The organism is Streptomyces sp. NPDC046557 (assembly GCF_040645975.1).
Classification (GTDB): domain Bacteria; phylum Actinomycetota; class Actinomycetes; order Streptomycetales; family Streptomycetaceae; genus Streptomyces.
The window spans coordinates 995,068-1,018,564 of the sequence record NZ_JBEYZH010000001.1 but is presented as its reverse complement, the minus strand read 5'-3'; the positions used below and the strand labels follow the sequence as shown (position 1 = coordinate 1,018,564).

The 23,497-nt window shown below is 72.2% G+C and carries 25 protein-coding genes; 14 read left to right on the top strand and 11 right to left on the bottom strand.

Annotated features, from left to right (window positions below):
- Positions 1–40: 40 nt before the first annotated feature.
- Positions 41–958, bottom strand: coding sequence for an NADP-dependent oxidoreductase (locus tag ABZ934_RS04765; protein WP_361308463.1), 918 nt, complete (start codon positions 956–958; stop codon positions 41–43).
- A gap of 222 nt (positions 959–1,180) precedes the next feature.
- Between ABZ934_RS04765 and ABZ934_RS04760 the strand changes: the two genes are divergently transcribed.
- The 4 genes from ABZ934_RS04760 to ABZ934_RS04745 all read left to right on the top strand — a co-directional run bounded on the left by ABZ934_RS04760 (position 1,181) and on the right by ABZ934_RS04745 (position 4,045).
- Positions 1,181–1,579: a cell division protein SepF gene (locus tag ABZ934_RS04760; protein ID WP_136212627.1), complete on the top strand. Its 399-nt coding sequence runs from the start codon at positions 1,181–1,183 to the stop codon at positions 1,577–1,579.
- Positions 1,580–1,772: 193 nt separating this feature from the next.
- Positions 1,773–2,981 (top strand): ATP-binding protein, encoded by a 1,209-nt coding sequence (locus tag ABZ934_RS04755; RefSeq protein WP_361308461.1) that lies wholly within the window; start codon positions 1,773–1,775, stop codon positions 2,979–2,981.
- Positions 2,982–3,058: 77 nt separating this feature from the next.
- Positions 3,059–3,436, top strand: a complete 378-nt coding sequence (locus tag ABZ934_RS04750) for a nucleotide pyrophosphohydrolase (protein ID WP_361308739.1) — start codon at positions 3,059–3,061, stop codon at positions 3,434–3,436.
- Positions 3,437–3,559: 123 nt separating this feature from the next.
- On the top strand, positions 3,560–4,045 hold the full coding sequence (locus tag ABZ934_RS04745) for a DUF6099 family protein (RefSeq protein WP_361308459.1): 486 nt from the start codon (positions 3,560–3,562) through the stop codon (positions 4,043–4,045).
- A gap of 103 nt (positions 4,046–4,148) precedes the next feature.
- On the opposite strand, the gene ABZ934_RS04740 is transcribed toward ABZ934_RS04745, so the two are convergent.
- A complete protein-coding gene (locus ABZ934_RS04740) occupies positions 4,149–4,541 on the bottom strand; it encodes a hypothetical protein (RefSeq protein WP_361308751.1) in 393 nt (130 codons plus the stop codon).
- Positions 4,542–4,743: 202 nt separating this feature from the next.
- Between ABZ934_RS04740 and ABZ934_RS04735 the strand changes: the two genes are divergently transcribed.
- The 7 genes from ABZ934_RS04735 (at position 4,744) to ABZ934_RS04705 (ending at position 13,005) form a co-directional block, all read left to right on the top strand.
- Positions 4,744–5,667 carry an LLM class F420-dependent oxidoreductase gene (locus tag ABZ934_RS04735; RefSeq protein WP_361308457.1) on the top strand — a complete coding sequence of 308 codons (924 nt, stop codon included), beginning with the start codon at positions 4,744–4,746 and terminating at the stop codon, positions 5,665–5,667.
- 15 nt (positions 5,668–5,682) lie between these two features.
- Positions 5,683–6,561: a homocysteine S-methyltransferase gene (mmuM, locus tag ABZ934_RS04730; RefSeq protein WP_361308455.1), complete on the top strand. Its 879-nt coding sequence runs from the start codon at positions 5,683–5,685 to the stop codon at positions 6,559–6,561.
- A gap of 293 nt (positions 6,562–6,854) precedes the next feature.
- Positions 6,855–7,322, top strand: coding sequence for a hypothetical protein (locus ABZ934_RS04725; RefSeq protein WP_361308453.1), 468 nt, complete (start codon positions 6,855–6,857; stop codon positions 7,320–7,322).
- Between the two features lie 65 nt (positions 7,323–7,387).
- Entirely contained in the window at positions 7,388–8,614 is a 1,227-nt protein-coding gene (locus ABZ934_RS04720) for an arginine deiminase (RefSeq protein ID WP_361308451.1), read from the top strand.
- A gap of 93 nt (positions 8,615–8,707) precedes the next feature.
- Positions 8,708–9,730: an ornithine carbamoyltransferase gene (argF, locus tag ABZ934_RS04715; protein WP_361308449.1), complete on the top strand. Its 1,023-nt coding sequence runs from the start codon at positions 8,708–8,710 to the stop codon at positions 9,728–9,730.
- A 175-nt stretch (positions 9,731–9,905) separates the two neighbouring features.
- A complete protein-coding gene (locus ABZ934_RS04710; RefSeq protein ID WP_361308447.1) occupies positions 9,906–10,733 on the top strand; it encodes an enoyl-CoA hydratase family protein in 828 nt (275 codons plus the stop codon).
- A gap of 4 nt (positions 10,734–10,737) precedes the next feature.
- Positions 10,738–13,005 (top strand): bifunctional salicylyl-CoA 5-hydroxylase/oxidoreductase, encoded by a 2,268-nt coding sequence (locus ABZ934_RS04705; RefSeq protein ID WP_361308445.1) that lies wholly within the window; start codon positions 10,738–10,740, stop codon positions 13,003–13,005.
- Between the two features lie 25 nt (positions 13,006–13,030).
- Here ABZ934_RS04705 and ABZ934_RS04700 read toward each other — a convergent pair whose 3' ends face one another.
- The 3 genes from ABZ934_RS04700 to ABZ934_RS04690 all read right to left on the bottom strand — a co-directional run bounded on the left by ABZ934_RS04700 (position 13,031) and on the right by ABZ934_RS04690 (position 16,367).
- On the bottom strand, positions 13,031–13,873 hold the full coding sequence (locus ABZ934_RS04700; protein WP_361308443.1) for a GNAT family N-acetyltransferase: 843 nt from the start codon (positions 13,871–13,873) through the stop codon (positions 13,031–13,033).
- A gap of 69 nt (positions 13,874–13,942) precedes the next feature.
- Entirely contained in the window at positions 13,943–14,743 is an 801-nt protein-coding gene (locus ABZ934_RS04695) for a PaaX family transcriptional regulator C-terminal domain-containing protein (RefSeq protein ID WP_361308442.1), read from the bottom strand.
- A 4-nt stretch (positions 14,744–14,747) separates the two neighbouring features.
- Entirely contained in the window at positions 14,748–16,367 is a 1,620-nt protein-coding gene (locus tag ABZ934_RS04690) for an AMP-binding protein (RefSeq protein ID WP_361308440.1), read from the bottom strand.
- Positions 16,368–16,465: 98 nt separating this feature from the next.
- Between ABZ934_RS04690 and ABZ934_RS04685 the strand changes: the two genes are divergently transcribed.
- The 3 genes from ABZ934_RS04685 to ABZ934_RS04675 all read left to right on the top strand — a co-directional run bounded on the left by ABZ934_RS04685 (position 16,466) and on the right by ABZ934_RS04675 (position 18,407).
- Entirely contained in the window at positions 16,466–17,590 is a 1,125-nt protein-coding gene (locus ABZ934_RS04685) for an acyl-CoA dehydrogenase (protein ID WP_361308438.1), read from the top strand.
- Positions 17,587–17,985, top strand: coding sequence for a Rid family hydrolase (locus ABZ934_RS04680; RefSeq protein ID WP_361308436.1), 399 nt, complete (start codon positions 17,587–17,589; stop codon positions 17,983–17,985). The genes ABZ934_RS04685 and ABZ934_RS04680 overlap by 4 nt, the downstream gene beginning before the upstream one ends.
- A gap of 122 nt (positions 17,986–18,107) precedes the next feature.
- Entirely contained in the window at positions 18,108–18,407 is a 300-nt protein-coding gene (locus ABZ934_RS04675) for a hypothetical protein (protein ID WP_361308434.1), read from the top strand.
- Between the two features lie 36 nt (positions 18,408–18,443).
- On the opposite strand, the gene ABZ934_RS04670 is transcribed toward ABZ934_RS04675, so the two are convergent.
- The 6 genes from ABZ934_RS04670 to ABZ934_RS04645 form a co-directional block, all read right to left on the bottom strand.
- Entirely contained in the window at positions 18,444–19,304 is an 861-nt protein-coding gene (locus tag ABZ934_RS04670) for a helix-turn-helix transcriptional regulator (protein WP_361308432.1), read from the bottom strand.
- 164 nt (positions 19,305–19,468) lie between these two features.
- On the bottom strand, positions 19,469–19,756 hold the full coding sequence (locus ABZ934_RS04665; protein WP_361308431.1) for a hypothetical protein: 288 nt from the start codon (positions 19,754–19,756) through the stop codon (positions 19,469–19,471).
- 2 nt (positions 19,757–19,758) lie between these two features.
- Entirely contained in the window at positions 19,759–20,013 is a 255-nt protein-coding gene (locus ABZ934_RS04660; protein WP_361308429.1) for a hypothetical protein, read from the bottom strand.
- 166 nt (positions 20,014–20,179) lie between these two features.
- The gene (locus tag ABZ934_RS04655) at positions 20,180–21,037 is read right to left on the bottom strand and encodes a hypothetical protein (protein ID WP_361308427.1); all 858 of its coding nucleotides are present in this window, start codon (positions 21,035–21,037) and stop codon (positions 20,180–20,182) included.
- Complete coding sequence (locus ABZ934_RS04650) at positions 21,030–21,305, bottom strand: hypothetical protein (protein WP_361308425.1); 276 nt, start codon at positions 21,303–21,305, stop codon at positions 21,030–21,032. Before ABZ934_RS04650 ends, ABZ934_RS04655 begins: the two co-directional genes overlap by 8 nt.
- A gap of 687 nt (positions 21,306–21,992) precedes the next feature.
- Positions 21,993–23,363 (bottom strand): aminopeptidase P family protein, encoded by a 1,371-nt coding sequence (locus ABZ934_RS04645; RefSeq protein ID WP_361308423.1) that lies wholly within the window; start codon positions 23,361–23,363, stop codon positions 21,993–21,995.
- Between the last annotated feature and the right edge of the window lie 134 nt (positions 23,364–23,497).

The window sequence follows — 23,497 nt, the reverse complement described above, 5'->3', positions numbered from 1 at the left end:
TCTGCCCGCCCGTCCGCCCGCGCGTCGGCGCGACCCGCCCTCAGACGGTGAGGACGATCTTGCCCCGGATCCGGCCGGTGGCACTCAGCTCCCACGCCCTGGCCGCCTCGTCGAGCGGCAGGGCGTGCGCCACGTTCACCGTCAGCTTCCCGGCATCGGCCAAGTCCGCCAGGAAGGTCAGATCGGCGCTGTCGGGCCGGGCCCATGGGCGGTGTGCCCCCTTTGCCGCACCGTCCGGGTCGACCAGGGACGCCACCCGGTCGCGCTTCTTGACCAGCGGCTGGAGGAGCTCGATGCCGTCCCCGTAGAAGTCGAGGCCCGCGTCGATGCCCTCGGGCGCCAGTTCGCGGATCCGGTCCGCGACCCCCTCGCCGTAGAGCACGGGCTCGGCGCCGAGCGAGCGCAGGTAGTCGTGGTTGTGCGCGCCGGCCGTGCCGATGACGCGCAGGCCCAGTGCCACCGCTATCTGCACGCCGAAGGACCCGGTGCCGCCCGCCGCGGAGTGGATGACGACGGTCTCGCCCGCGCTCGCGCCGACCCTGGTCAGCGACTGGTAGGCGCTCAGACCGGCCAGCGGGATGCCCGCGGCCTCTTCGAAGCTCAGGTTGCGGGGCTTGTGCGCGATCGTCCGGACCGGCGCGGAGACCAGCTCGGCGTAAGTACCCAGCTCCACCCACTCCTTGCGGACGTACCCGTAGACCTCGTCGCCGACGGAGTAGTCGAAGGTGTCGTCGCCGACCGCCTCGACCACACCCGCCACGTCCCAGCCGGGTACGACGGGAAAGCGCACTTCGAGCGTCGAGTCGAGGAAACCGGCGGCGAGCTTCCAGTCCACCGGATTGACGCCCGCTGCCTTGACGCGGACGAGGACCTCGCCGGGGCCGACGCGGGGGTGCGGTACGTCAACCAGCGACAGTTCCGCGGGACTTCCGTACGCGTTGTATGTGATTGCCTTCATGGACGTTCCAACGGAATCGGGCGCCCCCTGTATCCGCCGATCGCACATCGGCCTGTTTCTGGTCTGTTTTCGGCTGGATCTCTCTGTTCCGGTGTGACGTTCGGGGGCCGTGAGCGGTCGCGGGCCGGCCGGCCCCGCGCGCCTCGTGTCGGTGTTGGGCTGAACGGGTGAAACGAGAGAGGATGGCGGGATGCACATGAAGCGCGCGGCCGAGGCGGTCCGGTGAGCAGGTACGACGTCACGGACGAACAGTGGGAGGGACTCGCGCAGGTGGTCCCCCTGCGCAGTCGCAACGAGTGGCCCTCCCGGGTGGACCACCGCACGATCCCCGCGAGGCCCGGGACTTCGGCGGCCGAGCAGCAGCGGCGCTTCGTGGTCATTCGGGTCCAGATCTTCGCCGACGCCCGTGAGGTGGCGGAGTACCTGATCGCGCAGATCCCGGTGCTGCTGGACCTGACGGGGGCGGACACCGAGGTGGCGAAGCGCATCCTGGACTTCAGCAGTGGTGTGGTGTTCGGGCTGGGCAGCGGGATGCACCGGGTCGACCGCAACGTGTTCCTGCTGGCGCCGGTCGGCACCGAGGTCGAGGGCATCGCGGCCGCGGCCGTCCCCCGATCGTAGGAAGGTACCGGCGGCGGAACGGTTCGCCGGGACCGCCCCGGTCGCGGCGGCCCGTACTGTCCGGCGCATGGACGCCACCTTGGACGCCGGGCTCGCCGGCGGGCTGTACGCGGGACGTGATGCCGGACTGGGCGCAGGACCGGGCACAGGACTTGGTGCCGGACCGGATGTAGGGCCGGATGTAGGGCCGGAGGTGGGTCCCGATCTCGGGCCGGGTCCCGGCCCCGGCCAGGGCGGGGGCACCGCTCCCGACGCCGGGTCCGGCGCGGGGCGACCGGTCCACCAGCGGCCCGCCGTCACCGAGTTACGCCTCGCCGCCTTCGGCGCGCACCGCTCGGCCGCGTTCCCGCTGGGGCCGATCACCCTGTTCGCCGGCCCCAGCGGCAGCGGCAAGTCCCAGGTCCTGGACGCCTACGAGGCCCTGTCCCGGCTCGCGTCCGGCGCCACCCTGGCCGAGGCGTTCCCCGACCCCCGCGCCCGGGTGCCCGAGCGGGCCGTGCCCGACGCGGAACGCCGGCGCGGCTTCCGGCTCGGCTGCACCGTCGACGGGCCCGTCGGGCCGGTCCGGCTCGACCTCGCCGTCCAGGCCGAGCCCACGCTGCGCCTCGTCGGAGAACGGCTCACCCAGGACGGGCAGATCCTGCTCACCACCGCACTGCGCGACCCGGGTCGGCGTACCGTCCAGGCCGCCTGGCTGACCGGCGGGGCCGCCGGCGTGACCCGCGCCCCGCTGCCGGACGACCGACTCGGCACCGCCCTGCTGCCGCTGCGCGTCGCCGGGGCCACGGCCGGGCAGCGACGCGTCCTCGCCGCCGCCGAGCAAGTGGTGGTCGCGTTGCGCTCGGTGTTCCCCTGCGACCCCCGCCCGGAGCGGATGCGGGGCGCCGTCCGGCCGGGGCCCGGGCGGCTGCGCGGCGACTGCGCCAACCTGACCGACGTACTGCGCCGCACCCGCCAGGAGTGCGGCACCCGCCATGCGCTGCTGACCGGAGCCGCCCGTACCGGCTGCGCGGGACCGGTGGCCGGGCTGGACGTACGGTCGGGCCCGGACGGCTTGATCACTGCGCTGCTGGACCGGGGACCCGCCGCGCCGGCCACGGAGCTGGGCCGCCTCGGGGCGGGCGAACTGCGCTTCCTCGCGCTGGCGCTGGTGCTGTTGACCGGCCCGGGCGTGCTGGCCGTCGACCCGGCCGCCGAACTGCTCTCCGCACAGCAGGCCCTCACCGTGCTCGCGGACGGGTTCGACCAGGGCCTCGACGGGCGGCAGCGCGCCGAACTGCTGCGCCTGACGCTGCTGTCGTGCGCGCGCGGCCACATCCGGTTGGTCGCGGCGATCGGGGAGGAGACGGCGGGAACCGCCCGCGCCCTCCCGGGCGTCTCGGTGGTAGACCTGGGTACATGAGCGACACGCACGACCCGCACGGTTCCGACGACTCCCGAGACCCGCACGACTCCCGAGACCCGCACGATCCCCGAGACGTGCACGACACCGGTGGTGGGAAGCCGGACGAACGGCTCTACCGGCTCCAGCGGCGGCTGGCCGACTTCGCGGCCGCCCGCGACTGGGCCGAGTACCACACCCCGAAGAACCTGGCCGTGGCCCTGAGCGTGGAGGCGTCCGAACTGGTCGAGATCTTCCAGTGGCTGACTCCGGAACAGTCGGCGAAGGTCATGGAACGGCCCGAAAGCGCGGACCGGGTGGCCGATGAGGTCGCCGATGTCCTGGCGTACCTGCTGCAGTTCTGTGAGGTCCTGGGGGTGGATGTGCTGGACGCGCTGGCCGCGAAGATCGAGAGGAACGAGCTCAGGTTCCACCCGACGGGTGGTTCCGGCCCGAATCGTCACTCTTCGGAGTGATGGCGTCATCCACAACCATGATTGTGTCCACAGATTTCCGAATACCCCTGGCTTTACTGGCTCGTTGCCTTCACTCTGGGTAGTGAGGGAACGGCGGCATGTCGTGCGGACGGGGGACGGCATATGGATGCGGTACGGCTCATCGCGGCCGGCCGGCACGCGCTGGCACAGAGCGGGGCTGCGTGGGACATCGTGAGCGAAGCCTGGCAGGCCCAGGCGTTGACGCAGGGGATAGGGAGCTGGCTGGCGGTCGCGGGGCCGCCGGAGTTGAGAGCGGAGTCACGAGGGCTGGGCGAAGCGGGAGGCAGAGGTTGCGGGCTGCTCGACACGGCGGCCGTGCGTGGCGAGGGCAGCGTGCCCGACTATCCGCCGCGAGCCTCGCAGCTGACCGGCGTCGGGGATGTCCGGCAGGCGTTGCTCGGACTCCAGGCGTTGCTCGGCGAGGTCGGCATAGCGCTGGTCGGGGTGGCGTGTGGCACCGATGACGAGACGCTGTACTGGCAGTGCATAGAGTCGATCGACGCCGCTGACGAGTCGAGCGACCGGGTACGGGCCCTCCTGCGCCGTATCACCGTGCGCGAACGCGGCTCCGCCTCGGGCGTGCCCTGACCCGTCGGGTCGGGCCGTACGGTCCGCACCACGGGTAGCGTGCGGGCCGCCGGCACCGCTCCGCCGGCTGCCGCTGGGGGGACCCCCAGGCCGACGGTGCCATTCAGGCCGACCGGTGCGCGGCGCCGTCGCCCGGAACCGTTCCGCCCGGAACCGTTCCGCCCGGAACCGTTCCGCCCGGAACCGTGCTGCTCGGAGTCGCGCCCCCCGCAGGCGACGTGCCGCTCCGTGCCGGGCCGACCGGGGCCGGCGGGCTGCCCGTCGGGTTGCGGTCCGTGGCGGACTGGAGGTCGGCGTCGAGCTGGGACAGGTCGGCGTTCAACACCGCCATCAGCTCCTCCATCTGCTGGAGCAGCCCCTTGGGCGCGCCGTCCGCCGGGGCGGGAGCGGCGGACTCCCGAGGGTCCCGGGCCGGTGCCTGGTCGTCCGCTGCCTGCCCGGCCCGGCCGGTGTGCGTGTTCTGTCGGCGGGTCTCCGGCACGGCCTCGTGGGACATGGCGGCCTCCTCGGCCCTGGCCCTTCCAGGGGGGAAGGGGCGGTGGACGCGCCGGACGGGGGCCGCCGGCGCGCGGGCCGGGCGGTCCGGCTCCGTCCGAGCCAACGATCACCCTCCACGCCGGTCACTGGCGCGGCGCGCCGGGAGCGTTCCGGTTGACGCAGATTCACCCGGCAGGGGCCGGCGGGGCAGGATAGGGAGCATGGATCTTCGCATTTTCACCGAGCCGCAGCAGGGTGCGAGCTACGAGACCCTCCTGCAGGTCGCCCGGGCCACCGAGGAACTCGGCTTCGACGCGTTCTTCCGCTCCGACCACTACGTCCGGATGGGCTCCGGCGACGGGCTGCCCGGCCCCACCGACGCCTGGATCACCCTCGCCGGTCTGGCCCGCGAGACCAAGCGGATCCGCCTGGGCACGCTGATGACGGCCGGTACGTTCCGGCTGCCGGGCGTGCTCGCCATCCAGGTGGCGCAGGTCGACCAGATGTCCGGCGGCCGCGTCGAACTCGGCCTCGGCGCGGGCTGGTTCGAGGAGGAGCACAAGGCGTACGGCATCCCGTTCCCGGCGGACCGGATGGCCCGGTTGGAGGAGCAGCTCGCCATCGTCACCGGCCTGTGGGCCACCCGGCCCGGCGACACCTTCGACTACCGGGGCGTCCACTACCAGGTGGAGAACTCCCCGGCGCTGCCCAAGCCCGCCCAGTCCAAGGTACCCGTGCTCATCGGCGGGCACGGAGCGAAGCGCACCCCGCGCCTGGCCGCCCGGTACGCGGACGAGTTCAACATGCCGTTCGCGTCCATCGCGGACAGCGAGCGCCAGTTCGGCCGGGTCCGCGAGGCCGCCCGGGAAGCCGGCCGCAAGCCCGAGGACCTCGTCTACTCCAACGCCCTCGTGGTGTGCGTCGGCAAGGACGACGCCGAGGTGGCCCGCCGGGCCGCCGCCATCGGCCGCGACGTGGACGAACTCAAGGCCAACGGCCTGGCGGGTTCCCCCGCCGAGGTCGTGGAGAGGATCGGCGCCTACGGCGCCATCGGCTCCTCCCGCGTCTACCTCCAACTGCTCGACCTCCACGACCTCGACCACCTGGAGCTGATCTCCTCCCAGGTGCTGTCCCAGATCGGCTGAGGGAGGCCCACCGCCGTGACCCGCGCGCCCGGCCCGCTCGCCGCCGCACTCGCCCGCAGGACCGTGCTCCTGGACGGCGGCCTGAGCAACCAGCTCGCCGCCCAGGGCTGCGACCTGTCCGGCGGCCTCTGGACGGGCCGGGTGCTCGCCGAGCGGCCCGACCAGGTGGAGGCGGCCCACACCGCCTACGCGCGGGCCGGCGCGGAGGTGCTCATCACCGCGAGCTACCAGATCGGGTACCGGGCGCCGGAAGCCAGGGTACTGCTGCGCCGCAGCGTCGCCCTGGCCGACCGCGCCGCCCGGGCGGCGGACCACGAGGTCTGGGTGGCCGCCTCGGTCGGCCCGTACGGGGCGGTGCTCGCGGACGGCTCCGAGTACCGCGGCCGGTACGGGCTCGCCGTCGCGGAGCTGGCCGACTTCCACCGGCCCCGGATCGAGACGCTGGTGGAGGCGGGGCCCGACGTCCTGGCCCTGGAGACCATCCCGGACACCACCGAGGCCGAGGCCCTGCTCGGCGTGCTCTCCGGGTCGGGCGTGCCCACCTGGCTCAGCTACACCGTGGCCGACGGCCGCACCCGGGCCGGCCAGCCGCTCGCGGAGGCGTTCGCCCTGGCGGCGCAAGCCCCCGAGGTCATCGCGGTCGGCGTCAACTGCTGCGACCCCGAGGACGTGGGGCCCGCCCTCGAAGCGGCCGCCTCCGTCACCCGTAAGCCGCTCCTGGCCTACCCGAACGACGGCTCGGCCTGGGACGCGGCCACCGGCCGGTGGCGCCCCCCGCCCACCCCGCCCCCCTGGGACGTCCCCGCCTGGCGCGCCACCGGCGCCCGCCTCCTCGGCGGTTGCTGCCGCATCGACCCCGCCGCCGTCACCGCCCTCGGCGCCCGGCTGTCCTGAGGTGCCCCGGGTTCGGGTGACTGCCCGTCCCGCGTCGAGGAGTGAGCCTGGTCCGTGTCCGTGTCCGTGTCCGTGTCCGGGCAACGGGCGCGGGGTCCGGGGTCGCCGCCCGGCCCGCGTAAAGGTGTCGCCCCCGTACGACCGGTAATTAGGTCGTATGGGGGAACTTTCGCCGAGAACTCCGGGAAACCGGCCGGCGGGATCGTTCATCCAGGGCAGCGGAATGTCCGCGACCCTGGAAGGACGGAACGTCACCTATGAAGATGACCGCGCGCGGAAGCATTGCGGCGCTCATGACCTGTATGGCCGCGGCCGGCGCGGCCACCCCGGCCGTGGCCGACTCGGTTCCGGTGGGTGTCCCGCTGGACGCCGTGAAGACCACGCTGGGCGTGGACACCCCGCGCGTGGCCACCGGGGTGCCGGTGCCGATCGTCGGCGCACCCGAAGCGCCGCGCTTCCACACCGGAGACCTGCTCCCGACCCCACTTCTGCCGGTGCTCCCGATCGGCACGGACCTCGGGCACACCCTCCTCTCCTCTCCGGTGCCCAACCTGGCGGGCAGCCCCGCCACGGACGGCGAGGGTTCGTTGGACGCCCCGGAGGCGCGGCTCCTTGCCCGTACCCCCGGTGCGATCGTCGGCGCCCCGCTGTCCATGCCGGACGGCAGTAACTTCGGTATCCCGAACGTGGTCACCCCGAAGCTGGGGCTGAGCGCCCCGGAACTCATCGGCACTCCGACGGCGCTTCTCGGCCTGCGCTGAGCACTCCGCGGACAAGGCCCGGCCGACCCCGGGTCAAGGCCGTCCGGTCTGGGAACGTGTACGGCATGGGATTCCATGTCGACTCCGAGACCGGGCGGCTGCGCCGCGTCATCCTCCACCGGCCGGATCTGGAGCTGAAGCGGCTCACTCCAAGCAATAAGGATGCCCTCCTCTTCGACGACGTGCTGTGGGTGCGCCGCGCCCGCCAGGAGCACGACGGGTTCGCGGACGTGCTGCGCGACCGGGGCGTCGAGGTGCACCTCTTCGGTGACCTGCTTCGCGAGGCCCTGGAGATCCCGGAGGCGAGACACCTCGTCCTGGACCGGGTGTTCCACGAGAAGGAGTACGGTCCGCTCGCCACCGACCACCTGCGTCAGATCTTCGACGGCCTGACCTCGGACCGACTGGCGGAGGCGCTGGTCGGCGGCATGACCAAGCGCGAGTTCCTGGAGCGGCACGCCGAGCCGGTCTCCGTCCGCTTCCACGCCCTGGAGCTGGACGACTTCCTGCTCCAGCCGCTGCCCAACCACCTGTTCACCCGGGACACCTCCGCCTGGATCTACGATGGCGTCTCCATCAACGCCATGCGCTGGCCGGCCCGGCAGCGCGAGACCGTGCACTTCGAGGCGATCTACAAGCACCACCCGGTGTTCACGTCCTCCGGGGCCTTCCACTACTGGTCACAGGGTCTGGCCGACTACCCGTCCACCATCGAGGGCGGTGACCTGCTGGTCATCGGCAACGGCGCCGTGCTGATCGGGATGAGCGAGCGGACGACGCCGCAGGCGGTGGAGATGCTGGCGCGCGGCCTGTTCGCCGCCGGGTCCGCGACGAGCATCGTGGCGCTGGACATGCCCAAGCGCCGGGCCTTCATGCACCTGGACACGGTGATGACGATGGTGGACGGAGATACGTTCACTCAGTACGCGGGCCTGGGCATGCTCCGCTCCTACACGATCGAGCCCGGCGCCGGCGCGAGCGAGCTGAAGGTGACCGACCACCCGCCGGAGCACATGCACCGGGCCATCGCTGCGGCCCTCGGGCTCGGCGCCATCAGGGTGCTCACCGCCACCCAGGACGTGCACTCGGCGGAGCGCGAGCAGTGGGACGACGGCTGCAACGTGTTGGCGGTCGAACCGGGGGTGGTCGTCGCGTACGAGCGGAACGTCACCACCAACACCCACCTGCGCAAGGAGGGCATCGAGGTGATCGAGATCCCCGGCAGCGAACTGGGCCGGGGCCGGGGCGGCCCGCGCTGCATGAGCTGCCCGGTGGAGCGGGACGCCGTCTGACCCGAGGCGGAGGACTACGGGGGTCTGTATATCAATACGGGCAGTCGTATAGACTTCCAACATCCCTTGTCAGCGTCATCCTGGAGCGTCCCCATGGCCACCGACCTCGTCGGCCGCAGTTTCCTCAAGGAGCTCGACTTCACCGCCGCCGAGTTCCGCGGTCTGATCGAGCTCGCCGCCGCCCTCAAGGCCGCCAAGAAGAACGGCACCGAGCAGCAGTACCTCCGTGGTCGCAACATCGCGCTGATCTTCGAGAAGACCTCCACGCGCACCCGCTGCGCCTTCGAGGTCGCCGCCGCCGACCAGGGCGCCCACACCACCTACCTCGACCCCTCCGGCTCCCAGATGGGCCACAAGGAGTCGGTCCGCGACACCGCCCGCGTCCTCGGCCGGATGTTCGACGGCATCGAGTACCGCGGCGACAGCCAGGCCGCCGTCGAGGACTTGGCCGCGTACGCCGGCGTGCCCGTCTTCAACGGCCTCACCGACGACTGGCACCCCACCCAGATGCTGGCCGACCTGCTCACCATGACCGAGCACTGCGCCCGCCCGCTGGAGCGGATCGCCTTCGCCTACCTCGGCGACGCCCGCTTCAACATGGGCAACTCCTACCTGGTGACCGGCGCCCTGCTGGGCATGGACGTACGGATCGTCGCGCCTGAGGCGTACTGGCCGGCCGAGCCGGTGGTGACGGCGGCGCGCGCCCTGGCCGAGCGGAGCGGCGCCCGGATCACCCTGACCGAGGACATCGACGAGGGCGTCGCCCGGGCCGACTTCGTCATCACCGACATCTGGGTCTCCATGGGCGAGCCCAAGGAAGTCTGGGACGAGCGGATCCGGCTGCTGTCCCCGTACGCCGTGACCATGGACGTGCTGCGCGCGACCGGCAACCCGGACGTGAGGTTCATGCACTGCCTGCCGGCCTTCCACGACCTCGGCACACAGGTGGCCCGGGACATCCACGCCCGGCACGGCCTGGAGTCCCTGGAGGTGACGGACGAGGTGTTCGAGTCGGCGCACTCGGTCGTCTTCGACGAGGCCGAGAACCGGCTGCACACCATCAAGGCCGTCCTCGTGGCGACCCTCGCCGCGCCGGGCGCCGAACTGCCCGCATAGTCATACGCGAAACGCCCCCGGGGGTCGGTCCGTCAGGGCCGGCCCCCTTCGTGTCACCCCGGCGGCCGCTGCCGGGCGGTGTCCCCGGCGGGGCGGGTGGCCGACGAGGAGCTCAGCCCGTCGAGCCATCGCGTTTCTGTGACGGGAGTCACGAGCCGGTGATACCGTCGGATCCGTGAGCCCCTTCATCGGTTCCACCCCAGCGACCGAACGGTGGCGCCACCTGCGGGTGACCCGGCAGGACGGCGTGGCCACCGTCACCCTCGACCGACCCGAGAAGCTGAACGCCCTCACCTTCGGCGCCTACGCCGACCTGCGCGATCTGCTCGCCGAACTCTCCCGCGAACGTTCCGTGCGCGCCCTCGTGCTGGGCGGCGAGGGACGCGGCTTCTGCTCCGGCGGAGACGTGGACGAGATCATCGGCGCCACCTTGGCCATGGACACCGCCCAGCTCCTCGACTTCAACCGGATGACCGGCCAGGTGGTCCGCGCCGTACGGGAATGCCCCTTCCCCGTCATCGCCGCCGTCCACGGCGTGGCCGCCGGCGCCGGCGCGGTCCTCGCGCTCGCCGCCGACTTCCGCATCGCCGACCCCACCGCCCGCTTCGCCTTCCTCTTCACCCGCGTCGGCCTCTCCGGCGGCGACATGGGCGCCGCCTACCTGCTGCCCCGGGTCGTCGGCCTCGGGCACGCCACCCGGCTGCTGATGCTCGGAGAGCCCGTAGGCGCCCCCGAGGCCGAGCGGATCGGCCTGCTCAGCGAGGTCACCGAGGAGGGCAAGGCCCACACCCGGGCCGCCGAGCTGGCCGCGCACCTGGCCGCCGGGCCCGCCCTCGCCTACGCCCAGACCAAGGCGCTGCTCACCGCAGAGCTGGACATGCCGCTGGCCGCATCGGTCGAGCTCGACGCCAATACGCAGGCGCTGCTGATGCACGGCACGGACTACGCCGAGTTCCACGCCGCCTTCACCGGGAAACGGCCGCCGCAGTGGAAGGGCAGGTAGCGCCGTGCCCCTCGAAAGGAAGCTGCGGGTGGCCGTGGTGGGCGGGGGGCCCGGCGGGCTGTACTGCGCCGCGCTGCTGGCCCGGCAGGGCCACGCCGTCGAGGTCCGCGAACGCAACGCCCCCGACGACACCTTCGGCTTCGGCGTGGTCCTCTCCGACGAGACGCTGGGCGGGATCGAGCGCGCCGACACCGTCGTCCACGCCGCGCTGAGCGCGGAGTTCACCCGCTGGGACGATGTCACCGTGGTGCACCGGGGCCGGATGCTGACCTCCGGCGGCCACGGCTTCGCCGCGCTCGGACGGCGCCGGCTGCTGGAGATCCTGCACGAGCGCTGCGCCGACCTCGGGGTGACGCTCCGATTCCGCACCGAGGCCCCGGACGCGCTCGCGCTCGCCGCCTCGTACGACCTGGTGGTCGCGGCGGACGGGGTGCACAGCGCGACCCGGGAGAGCGGGGCCGCGCACTTCCTGCCGACCGTGACGACCGGCCGCTGCCGCTACATCTGGCTCGCCGCCGACTTCGCCTTCGACTCGTTCCGCTTCGAGATCGCCGAGACCGAGCACGGGGTGATGCAGCTACACGGATACCCGTACGCCGCCGACTCCTCCACGGTGATCATCGAGATGCGGGAGGAGGTCTGGCGGGCGGCCGGCCTCGACCTGTGCGACGAGGACGAATCGGCGGCCCGCTGCGCCAAGATCTTCGGCGAAGCCTTGCGGGGACGCCCCTTGCGCGGCAACAAGTCGACCTGGACCCGCTTCCGTACGGTCGTCAACGAGCGCTGGTCCCACGGCAACGTGGCCCTGCTCGGCGACGCGGCCCACACCGCGCACTTCTCCATCGGGTCCGGCACCAAACTGGCCGTGGAGGACGCCCTCGCGCTCGCCGAGGCCGTGCGCACCGAGCCGGGCGTACCGGCCGCGCTGGCCGCGTACGAGGCGGCGCGGCGGCCGGCCGTCGCCAGTACCCAGCGCGCGGCGGCCGCCAGCATGCGCTGGTTCGAGGAGATCGCGGGCTACGTCGACCAGCCCGAGCGGCAGTTCGCGTTCAACCTCCTCACCCGCAGCCGCCGGGTGACCCACGACAACCTGCGACTGCGCGACGAACGGTTCACGCGGGCCGTGGAACGGGACTTCGGCTGCCCCGACGAGGACCCGTCGCAGGCGAACACACCACCGATGTTCACCCCGTTCACCCTGCGCGGACTGACCCTGCGCAACCGGGTCGTGGTCTCGCCGATGGACATGTACTCGGCGCGGGCCGGCGTGCCGGGCGACTTCCACCTGGTACACCTCGGCTCCCGGGCCCTCGGCGGCGCCGGCCTCGTCATGACCGAGATGGTCTGCGTCAGCGCCGAAGGCCGGATCACCCCGGGCTGCGCGGGCCTCTACACGGCGGAGCAGGCGGCCGCCTGGAAGCGGATCACGGACTTCGTCCACACCTCCGCGCCCGGAGCCGCGATCGGCGTGCAGCTCGGCCACTCGGGCCGCAAGGGCTCGACCAAGGTGATGTGGGAGGGCATGGACGAGCCCCTCCCCGAGGGGAACTGGCCGGTGGTGGCCGCGTCCGCGCTGCCGTACCGGCCCGGTGTCTCCGCCGTCCCGCGCGCCCTCGACGCCACCGAGCTGGCCGCGATCCGCGCGGATTTCGCCCGGGCCGCCGGCCGGGCCGCCGAGAGCGGCTTCGACCTGCTCGAACTGCACTGCGCGCACGGCTACCTGCTGTCCGGCTTCCTGTCCCCACTCACCAACCACCGCACCGACGCGTACGGCGGCCCCTTGGAGAACCGGCTCCGCTTCCCGCTGGAGGTCTTCGACGCGGTCCGCGAGGTCTGGCCCCAGGACCGTCCCATGACCGTCCGGCTCTCGGCCACCGACTGGGCCCCCGGCGGCACCACCCCCGAGGACGCCGAACGCATCGCCGCCTCCTTCGCAGCCCACGGCGCGGACGCCATCGACGTGTCCACGGGTCAGGTGGTGGCCGAGGAGGTCCCGGAATACGGGCGGTCCTACCAGACGCCGTACGCCGACCGGATCCGCAACGCCCTGGGCGTCCCGGTGATCGCCGTCGGCGCGATCTCCTCCTGGGACGACGTGAACTCCCTGCTGTTGGCCGGCCGCGCCGACCTCTGCGCGGTGGGTCGCCCCCACCTCTACGACCCCCACTGGACCCTGCACGCCGCCGCCGACCAGTCCTACACCGGCCCGGCCGCGCCCTGGCCGGCCCCCTACCGGGCGGGCAGCCGCAAACCGCCGGCCGGACGGGGGTAGGCCACCCCTACGGCCGGGGACCGCGTCAGGCGGTGGCCCCCAGCACGACGCGGTCCTCGACCGGGGTGTAGCCGAGGCGCCGGTAGACGCCGTTGCTGGTGGGGTTGGACAGGTCCGTGAAGAGGAGCACCTCGGTGGCGCCGGCCGCGTACGCCGCCTCGCTCACGGCGTGCGTGACCCCGGCGGCGTACCCCCGGCCGCGCCGCTCCGGCGTGGTGTAGACGGGGCCGACGCGGGAGACCGAGGCGATGGGGCGGAAGAAGCCCGCCATGGACACGGGCGCCCCCGCGTGCTCCCAGAGCAGCATCCCGCCGTACGAGATCCGGTGGCGCAAGGCCGCCTCGGAGGCGGTTCCGGGCTCTCCGGCCGCGCGCTTGAACGTGTCGATCCAGTCCTTCAGCAGCGGCAGGTCGGCCTCGGTGGCGACCCTGGGCCGCCCCTCGGGCACGGGGTTCGGGGTACGCAGGCCGGCCAGCCGGTACAGCCGGCTCTCCATCGCGAGCCGGGACGGCGTTTCCCACGTCCCTGCCAGCAGCGCCGCGTCGGGGCGGCGGACGTTGACCTCGTCGACCGTGCCCGGCAGGGATCGGACGGTCAGCGCGGCGCCCAGTGCCTCCACCGCGGCGGCCGGCACCACGCCCAGCAGCATCGGGTGCGGCGGAGTGCACAGCAGGGCCCCGGACACCCTTCCGCCGGCGCCGGTCCACCAGCCGAAGAACGGGGTGCGGGGCCCGTAGGCCGTCGGCCCACGCCGCTCCAGCGCGTCCATGACGGTCAGCAGGGAGGTGTTCTCCACGGGCCGCGCGGCGACGGCCGGGCCCGCGGCGACCACGAAGGCGGCGAAATCGGAGCTGAAGGTCCAGGTCATGCCGCCCCATAGTGTCCACCGCCCGGCACGCCCGCACCCCCTTTTCGGGTGCTACGGGTGCTACGGGCGCTACGCCTGCACGAACCCGGCGCCGAGGTCCCGCAGGCGCCCGTGCAGTTCGGCGAAGACGGCCGCCGCGCGGTCGCCCGGCCAGTCGGCGGGCAGCAGCTCGCGCGGCAACCCCGGATCGGCGTAGGGCAGCCGGCGCCAGCTGTCCAGGGCGGGCAGGTACAGCCGATACGCCCGCTCCGGGGTCGGGTCCGAGCCCGACTGGAGAGCCCGCAGGTCCGGCTCGTGCTGGTCGAGGAACTCCTCGTGCTGCTTGGCCAGCGCCGTCAGGTCCCACCAGCGGGCCACCGCCTCGGCCGTCGGCGCGAAACCGAGGTGCGCGCCGCGGAACAGCTCCACGTACGGCGTCAGGTGCAGCCGCTCCATGGTGCGGGCGGTCTCCTCGTACAGGTGCGCCGGGGCGATCCAGACGCCCGGGGCCACCGCGCCGAAGCCGAGCCGGGCCAGCCGGGACCGCAGCAGGTGGCGCTTGTGCCGCTCCTGCTCGGGGACGGAGAAGACGGCGACCAGCCACTTCTGCGACAGCCGGGGGGTCCCGTAGATCCGCCGGTCGCCGTCCTCCAGCAGTTGTCGGGCCTCCTCGGACAGCTCGTACGCCGCCGACCCGTCGGCCGCCCGAGCGGGCAGCAGGAAGCCGCGCCGCTTCAGTCGGGACACCGACGAGCGGACCGACGGCGCGTCCACGCCGGCCGCCCCCAGCAGGCGGATCAGCGCGGACACCGGGACCGGCCCGTCGAAGGCCCGCCCGTAGGCACCGTAGAACGTGACGATCAGGGATCGCGGAGTGTGCTGCTCGGCCACGGGTTCACTCTAGATCGCGCAGCCGGAAGCGTTGCAGTTTGCCCGTGGGCGTCCGGGGGAGCGCGGGGACGAAGACGAAGGAGCGCGGGCACTTGTGCGGGGCCAGTTCGGCCCGCATGAAGGCCCGCAGCGTCTCCTCCGTCAGGGTGGCCCCGTCCCTCGGCACGGTGTACGCCACGACGACCTGACCGCGGCGTTCGTCGGGGCGGCCGATCACCGCGGCCTCCGCCACGTCCGGGTGGCGCAGCAGGGTCTCCTCCACCTCCGGCCCGGAAATGTTGTAACCCGAGGAGATGATCATGTCGTCGGCGCGGGCGACGTAACGGAAGTAGCCGTCCGCGTCGCGCACGTAGGTGTCCCCGGTCAGGTTCCAGCCGTCCCGTACGTAATCCCCCTGCCGCGGATCGGCCAGGTACCGGCAACCCACCGGGCCCCGGACGGCGAGCAGCCCCGGCTCCCCGTCCGCCACGGACCGCCCCGCCGCGTCCACGACGCGGGCCTCCCAGCCCGGCACGGCCCGGCCGGTGGTGCCCGGCCGGATGTCCTCGTCGGCCGCCGAGATGAAGATGTGCAGCAGCTCGGTCGCCCCGATGCCGTTGATGATGCGCAGCCCCGTGCGCTCGTACCACGCCTGCCACGTCGCGGCGGGCAGGTTCTCGCCCGCCGAGACGCAGCGGCGCAGCGCGCAGAGGTCGTAGGCGCCCGCGTCGTACGGGCCCAGGGTGTCCAGCATCGCCCGGTAGGCGGTGGGCGCGGTGAACAGGACGGTCACCCGGTGCTCGACGAGCGCCGGCAGTAGTTGCCGGGGCGCCGCCTGCTCCAGCAGCAGCGTGGAAGCGCCGGCCCGCAGCGGGAAGACCACCAGACCGCCGAGGCCGAAGGTGAAGCCGAGCGGCGGACTGCCGGCGAACACGTCGTCGGGCCGGGGGCGCAGCACGTGCCGGGAGAAGGTGTCGGCCACGGCCAGCAGATCGCGGTGGAAGTGCATGCACCCCTTGGGGCGGCCGGTGGTGCCGGAGGTGAAGGCGATCAGGGCGACGTCGTCGGCGGAGGTCGCGGCGGCGGCGAACGGTCGCGCGTGCCCTTCGACGAGACGGAGCAGGTCGTCGGCGGTCGCCCCGCCGTAGGGGGTGATCCGCAGCCCCGGTACCTCCGCCTTGACCAGGTCGTCCAGCGCGTCGACGTGGCACAGGGCGTGCCGCACCTCGGCCATCGCACACACCGTGGCCAGCTCCTGGGCGCGCTGGCGGGCCAGTACGGTGACCGCCACGGCTCCCGCCTTCATCACCGCCAGCCAGCACGCGGCCAGCCACGGGCCGGTCGGACCGCGCAGCAGCACCCGGTTGCCGGGAACGACGCCCAGGTCGGTGGTGAGGACGTGGGCCAGCCGGTCGACGCGCTCGCGCAGCTCCCCGTACGACCACACCTGCCCGCCGCCGCCTCGGAAGGCGGGACGGTGCGGCCCGAACCGGTCGATGGTGGCGTCCAGCAACTCGGCCCCGCAGTTCAGCCGGTCCGGATAGGCCAGCTCGGGCAGGTCGAACAGCAGTCGCGGCCAGGCTCCGGCGGGCGGGAGTCTGTCGCGGGTAAACGTGTCGACGTGCGCGGAAGGCTTGAGCTCCAAGGCTGGTTCGCCCCCTCGGGACGGTCGCGGATCGCGTGACGAGCGTATCGTGATGGTGACGGCAGTCAACAGGACGCGATAGATGCGGGGTTGTTTGCATGACCGGATTCGCGCTCGGGGTGGACGAAGAAGAATGGTGCGGGCGACTGCGCACCCTGTCGGCGCGGCGGCTGCGGCCGCTGGCCGAGAAGGGCGAGCCGGGCCGGGTCAACCGGCCGCTGCTGGCCGCGCTCGGGGAAGAGGGCCTGCTGGAGCGGGTGTTCGTCTCGGGCGCGCTGGAGCTGTGCCTGTTGCGGGAGTCGCTGGCATACGGCTGCACCGAGGCCGAGACGGCGTTGGCCCTCCAGGGGCTGGGGGCGTACCCGATACTGCGGGCCGGGAGCCCGGCGCAGCGGGAGCGGTGGCTGCCCGGGGTGCGGGAGGGCAGGCTGGTGGCCGCCTTCGCCCTCAGCGAGCCGGGCGCCGGTTCGGACGCGGCGGCGCTGGCGCTGGCGGCCGAGCGCGACGGAGACGCCTGGCGGCTCACAGGGGAGAAGCGGTGGATCTCCAACGCCCCGGAGGCGGATTTCTACACCGTCTTCGCCCGTACGGGTGAGGGGCCGGGGGCCAAGGGCATCACCGCCTTCCTCGTCCCGGCCGATCGACCGGGCCTGACGGGCGAGGCGCTGGACATGCTCTCCCCGCACCCCATCGGCTCGCTGTGCTTCGACGGGGTGCCGGTCGGCCCTGACGACGTGCTGGGCGAGCCGGGGCGCGGGTTCCGCGTCGCGATGGACACCCTCAACCTGTTCCGGCCCAGCGTCGGAGCCTTCGCCGTGGGCATGGCCCGGGCGGCACTCGACGCGACGCTCGCGCACACGGCGGGTCGTGGCGCCTTCGGCGGGGTCCTCGCGGACCTCCAGGCCGTGGCGCACCGGGTCGCGGACATGGCCACACGGACAGAAGCCGCCCGGCTGCTGGTCTACGCCGCCGCCGGGGCCTACGACAGCGGTTCGCCGGAGGTGCCCAGGCGGGCGGCCATGGCGAAGCTCCTGGCGACGGAGACGGCCCAGTACGTGGTGGACCACGCGGTCCAGTTGCACGGAGCGATCGCCCTGCAACGCGGCCACCTGCTGGAACACCTGTACCGGGAGGTCCGTGCACCCCGCATCTACGAGGGAGCCAGCGAGGTCCAGCGCACGATCATCGCCAAGGAGCTCTACCGGGAGGTGGCGGCCCGATGAGCCTGGAACGCGTCAACCCGGCGGAACTCGCCCCGCCGACGGGCTTCTCGCACGCCGTCGTGGCGACCGGCTCCCGCCTGGTGTTCCTGGCCGGTCAGACCGCGCTGGACGGCTCCGGCAAGGTGGTGGGGGACACCCTGCCGGAACAGTTCGAGCGCGCCCTGTCCAACCTGCTCGCGGCGCTCGCGGCGGCCGGCGGGGCCCCTTCGCAGCTCGCCCGGGTGACGGTGTATCCGGCGGACGTGGCCGCGTACCGGCGGCATGCGCCGGAACTCGGCCGTATCTGGCGGGATCTGGCCGGGCGCGACTACCCGGCGATGGCGGTGATCGGCGCGGTCAGGCTGTGGGACGAACAGGCGCTGGTCGAACTGGACGGCATCGCCGTCCTGGACTGACGGTCCGCACCGCGCGCGACACCGTGTCGCGCGGCGCGGCTTTGACAGCGGGTGGGAAGAGGAGAGAGGGTGTAAATGACCCATTTGCGAAGAACATCCTCAATTCTCGGAGGTGCATCGTTATGCGCCGTGGGATCATTGCGGCACTCGTGGCAGGGGCCGCCGGCGTCACGCTCGGCGTGATGCCGGTGAGCGGCGCGTTCGCCGCGACCCTCCCGCAACACCACCAACAGAGCTCCGACCACTGGCGGGGGAACAACTCGCGCGACCGTGACTCCTCCCGCGGGAACGGTCACGACAGCGATCACCGGAACAACGCCCACTGGAACGACAACGGCAACTGGAACCACGACTCCCAGGGCTATGGCAACAACAACGGCTGGGACGACGGCGGATCCGGTAACCACCACGGTGGCTACTAGGTGAAGGCCGGGTGAGCGCGAGGCCCGTCGACCGCGTCAACGGGCCTCGCCGTACGCCCCGATCATGTCGTTGATGAACTGCCGCGTGGCGTCGGGATCGAGGGCCTGCGCCTGGAGGTGGTCGTACATCACCTGGTAAGGGTGCCGGTCGACATGTTTCTCCAGGTACAGGTCGCTTGTGAAGCGCTCCAGATAGACGACTCCCGTGTCCGATTCGGGGTACGTGAGGATGGAGAACTGGCCTAACACCCCGGGGTGGGCCCCGGCGCTGTGGGGCAGCACCTGCACCGTGATGTGCGGCTCGGCTCCGAGGGAGTTCAGATGTTCCAGTTGTGCGCGCATGATGCCGGCGTCGCCGACGGTCCGGTGCAGTACGGATTCGTCGAGGATGGTCCATAAACGGAAGGACCTGGCGGGGTGGTGCACGCGGTGTTGGCGCCGCAGCCGCACGTCGAGGCTGATGGCGGCCTGTTCTGCCGTGGGGCACGGGACCGTCTCAGCGATGACGGCGGCCGCGTAGGAGGGCGTCTGCAACAGGCCGGGGACCACCAGTGGTTCGTAGGAGTGGATGGAAGACGCCTCCGTCTCCAGGCCGATGTAGACCCCGTACGGAACGTCGCCGCAGGAAACCCACCAACCCTGGCGGCCCGACTCCCGCGCCATGCGCATCAACGAGTCGACGAACGGCTGGTCCGTGATGCCGTAGATCCGACACAGGTCGCGTACGTCACGCGGGTTGATCGGGCGGCGGCCGGTCTCGATGAGGCTGATCTTGGGCTGGGACACCATCAGGTGTTTCGCCGCCTGGAGGGACGTCATGCCCGTGGCCTTGCGCAGTTGGCGAAGCTCCGCGCCCAGACGGCGCCTTCTGACCGTGGGATTTCCGTTGGCCGCCATGGGCGGTGTACCTCCAGCTCAAGAACATCACGCAGAGGTCACCTCACCCCACGGCCGACATCGGCAAAACGCATTGTGCATAGTCGATCCGACAGGCGGGGCATCCGCAGGGCCGGCGTCATCAGTTCGGACTAACGCAGCCCGAACGGCCGTGGGAGGCGGGGTCAGTAGGTGCTGTCGATCCAGCGGCGAACGGCCGCGAACGTGGCCTCGTCGAGCCCCGAGAGGACTTCGATCGCGTGCAAGTCCTCCGGGACGAGGGTGATGCCCGCGATGGTCAGGCAAGCCTGTAGGTCAAGGCGGCGCGAGGGGCTGGGTAATTCCGGCGCGGGCCGGACCGCGGGGGCGGGCCGGGGATACGGGAGTCGGAGCCACGGAGGTTCGCCCGCCTCCTCTTCCGGCAAGCCGCGCATGCCCGGGAACCGGTAGGGGTCGAGCCCGTCGGGCGGCACGCTCACCGGTCTTGGAGCGCGTGCGCGCCCGCGGCGATGACCTCGGCGAGTCGGTTGGCGACGGCCGCGTTGCATCCTCCGAGCCGCACGAAGCCGCGGCAGCCCACGGGCCCGTCGTTGCAGAGCGAGGGCAGGGTCAGGCCGGCGAGCGCGAGTGCGGCCTGGAGGTTCGTGACGGCTTCCTCGCCCAGTTCGTACGCGGCGTCCTGGCTCCGCTTGTACCGGAGCCGCTCGGCGTGGGTGGGTTCGTAGGGCATGATCGTGTCCTCTCGCGGGAGACCTCGGGAAACCTTCGGGAGACATGCGGGGGTACGGGACGGACCCGTAGGGCTGAGACTCGGTGAAGCCCGTGACTTATGGGTTTGGATCTTCGTTCCTGTGTTGCAAGATCACATTCCTTGAGTCCTGGAAGGACCCACGTGTTCACGAGGCCGGCCACGCCCGACCGCGCCGCACCGCATAGGTCGGCAGTGCGGGGTCGGGGGCGACGGGCGGTTGGCGCAGCAGGGAGAGCGTGCGGTGGCGGTGCCGCGGGACGGCTTGGCGGGGCGGCCGGGTGAGGGTGATCTGGCGGACGAGTTGCTGGAAGCAGGCCAACGCCGCGATGGGAGGGAGCGTCGCTGCCGCCTGCGCCGCGAACGTGGTGGGGGCCTGGGCCACGCACAGGAGCGTGGCGAGCGTGGAGAACAACAGGACCATGGACCAGGAGTGGACGGCGCGGCGCTGATGTAGGGCCGCCCGGAGGATGGACAGCGAGGCGACCACCCAGGGCCCGTAGATCAGCAGTGGCCACCAGCTGACGACATCGTCCGCCGTGCGCGGGCCGGCGCTGAGACGCAGGGCCTCGCAGATGGCCAGACCGCTGAAGATGCTCACCACGGCGGCGATGACGGCGACCAGCACGGCGGTGAAGAGGCTCCCCGTTCGGAGCAGGGTCACCACCGACGTCTTGGACGGGGCCCTCCGGTGCCCGTGGCGGCTCGGCGGATGCGGCCCTTCGCCGGTTACCGGTGGCGGATCGGCGAGCACCCCGGCGGTGCCGGCCGTATCGCCGGCTTCGTCGAAGCCGAACGGGTCGAACGTCTTCGTCGGTCTCGGCCGGACGGCCTCCTGGAGGAGCTGGGCCAGTTCCTCCGCCGGATCCCACGGAACGTTCATTTCGCCCGGCCCGCTGAACGGCTGTTGGTGAGTGACGGGTTGTTCCGGGTCCGGACCCGGCCAGAAGGCCGAGACGTCCGGCTGCGGGTGGTGGGAGCCGTTCCCGTCGTACTGCTCAAACACGGGTGGCCTTCTCGGCGTGCTCTTCGGTGGTTGCCCCGGACGGTCCCGCGTCCGATGACCGCCGGCCGAATTCGGCCTGGAGCCGGTTCATCGTCTCCAAGAAGTCCTCGAAGATCGAGGACGAATAATGGAGATCCACCTTCTGCCCCTCCTGGTGCAGGGTCGCGCCCTTTTCAGGGGTCCAGGCCGTGTACGTCCACCCGCCTGCCCTCGTGGCCCGAGTGTCGCCCTCGCCGTCGCCGCCTCCTTCCGCGTTCTGCGGAAACATTGCCGAGTGCTTTGCATTTGTCATAGTCCATAAACGCTCCAGGCGGCGGGGAAGGTGTGGTCCATCCAGGTGATGACGGGCCCGGTAAACGTCATTTGACCATTGTCTTTAATCATTTCTCGCCCGCGCGGAACGGTGCGAACCGGCGTGTGGCGGCGCCGACCACGCCGGACGCGACGGACGACGGCGCACACTGCCCCGCGCCGGGGCGCTCACGCCCGCTCACGCGCCCTGGTACAGCTCCGCCCGCCGCCGTCATTCGCCTCCCCCCGCCGGCGCAATCGGCTGACGTCGCGCAACTCTGCATATGCCGCTGCGTTATGTCGAGGTACGAGAGGGCCCATGACGCACGCCCTTGTCATCAGTCACCGGAGAGGACCCGCTGTTGTGCCAGACATCCTCCTGAGAATCGCGCTGATCTGTGCCGTGTTGGGCACGGGATGCGCCGCCTGGACGTCATCCGGGGTGGGCCGTATGCACGCGATGGACGTCCGCGAACTACGGCGCCAACAACGCTTCAAGCACGTCCTGTCCAGCAGGGAACCGGCACTGAAACCCCCCGCGGAAGGAGCGCCGGCCGTCGTGCAGACGGCCGGCGCCACCCCTTGCGCCGAATGTGGTGCCGCCCCCGGCCGGCTCTAGTGCGGTGGCCGGGCGTCTGCGCGGGTGTCCGCGCGGCCAAGGGGGTCAGCCCTCCAGCAGGGTTCCCATCCACTCCTCGATGCCGCCGACCGTGCGCGGCAGGGCGCCTGACATCAGTCGGGCGCCCGTCGCCGTGATGACCAGGTCGTCCTCGATGCGGACCCCGATGCCCCGCAGCTCGGCGGGCAGCGTCTCGTCATCGGGCTGGAGGTAGAGGCCCGGTTCCACCGTGAGGACCTGGCCCTCCTCCAACACCCCGTCCAGATACGTCTCGGCCCGCGCCTTCGCGCAGTCGTGGACGTCCAGCCCCAACATGTGGCCGCTGCTGCACAGGGTGTACCGGCGGTGCAGATCGCCTTCCGCGTCCTTGAGCACCCCCCACTGCGCGAGCCCGTCCGCGATCACCCGCATCCCCGCGCGGTGGAAGTCCCGGAAGCTCGCGCCCGGCCGCAGTGCCGCGATGCCCGCCTCCTGGGCGGCCAGGACCAGTTCGTACACCTGCCGCTGGACGGGGGAGAACCGGCCCGACAGCGGGAGCGTGCGGGTGATGTCCGCCGTGTAGAGGGTGTCCGTCTCCACGCCCGCGTCCAGCAACAGCAGATCGCCCCGGTCCAGGCGGCCGTCGTTGCGGATCCAGTGCAGGACGCACGCGTGCGCGCCCGACGCGGCGATGGTGTCGTACCCGGTCCCGTTGCCCTCCGCCCGGGCGCGCAGGCCGAAAACGCCCTCGATCCAGCGCTCGCCGCGCGGGTGTTCCAGCGCGCGTGGCAGGGCCCGTACCACGTCCGCGAACCCCGCGGCCGTGTGGTCCACGGCCAGTTGGAGTTGGTCGACCTCCCAGGCGTCCTTGATCAGGCGCAACTCCGAGAGTGAGGCGGCGAGTTCGGTGTCCGAGGAGGCGTCGCGACCGGTCGGGGAACCGAGCGAGTCCAGGTGGGCGCAGCGGATGCCCGTGAGGCGTTCCGCCTCCGCCAGGTCGGCACGGCGGCCCACCCAGAACTCCCCGTACCGGCGGTCGCGGTAGAACTCCTCGTTGCCGTCGGCGCGTGGCGAGCGGGGGCGTAGGTAGAGCACCGCCTCGTGCCCGTGCGGGCCCGAGGGCTCCAGCACCAGGACGTGACCCACCTGGTCCTCGCCGGTCAGGCCCGTCAGCCAGGCGTACGCGCTGTGCGGACGGAAGCGGTGGTCACAGTCGTTGGAGCGGACCTTCAGTTCGCCGGCGGGGACGATCAGCCGCTCGCCCGGGAAGAGCGCCGAGAGCCGGGCCCGGCGGCCGGGCGTGACGTCGTACGCCTGGGTCCTGCTTGAGCCGGCCAGGGGTGACGGGCTCCAGCCGGCCGCCATGAAGCGGGACAGTTCCGGGGAGACGGGCAGGTCGTGGCTGCCGATGTGCAGGCGGGCGGAGGCGTCGGTCACGGGGGCTCCCTGAAAGAGAAGCGAACTGGTGGGCGCACAGGGCTTGTCAGTGCAATTTCACATTACTATGTTACAGCTCACACCGCGCCGCGTTAATCCCCGTCAAACGCCGCGTGAAGCAGGGCAGTTGCAGC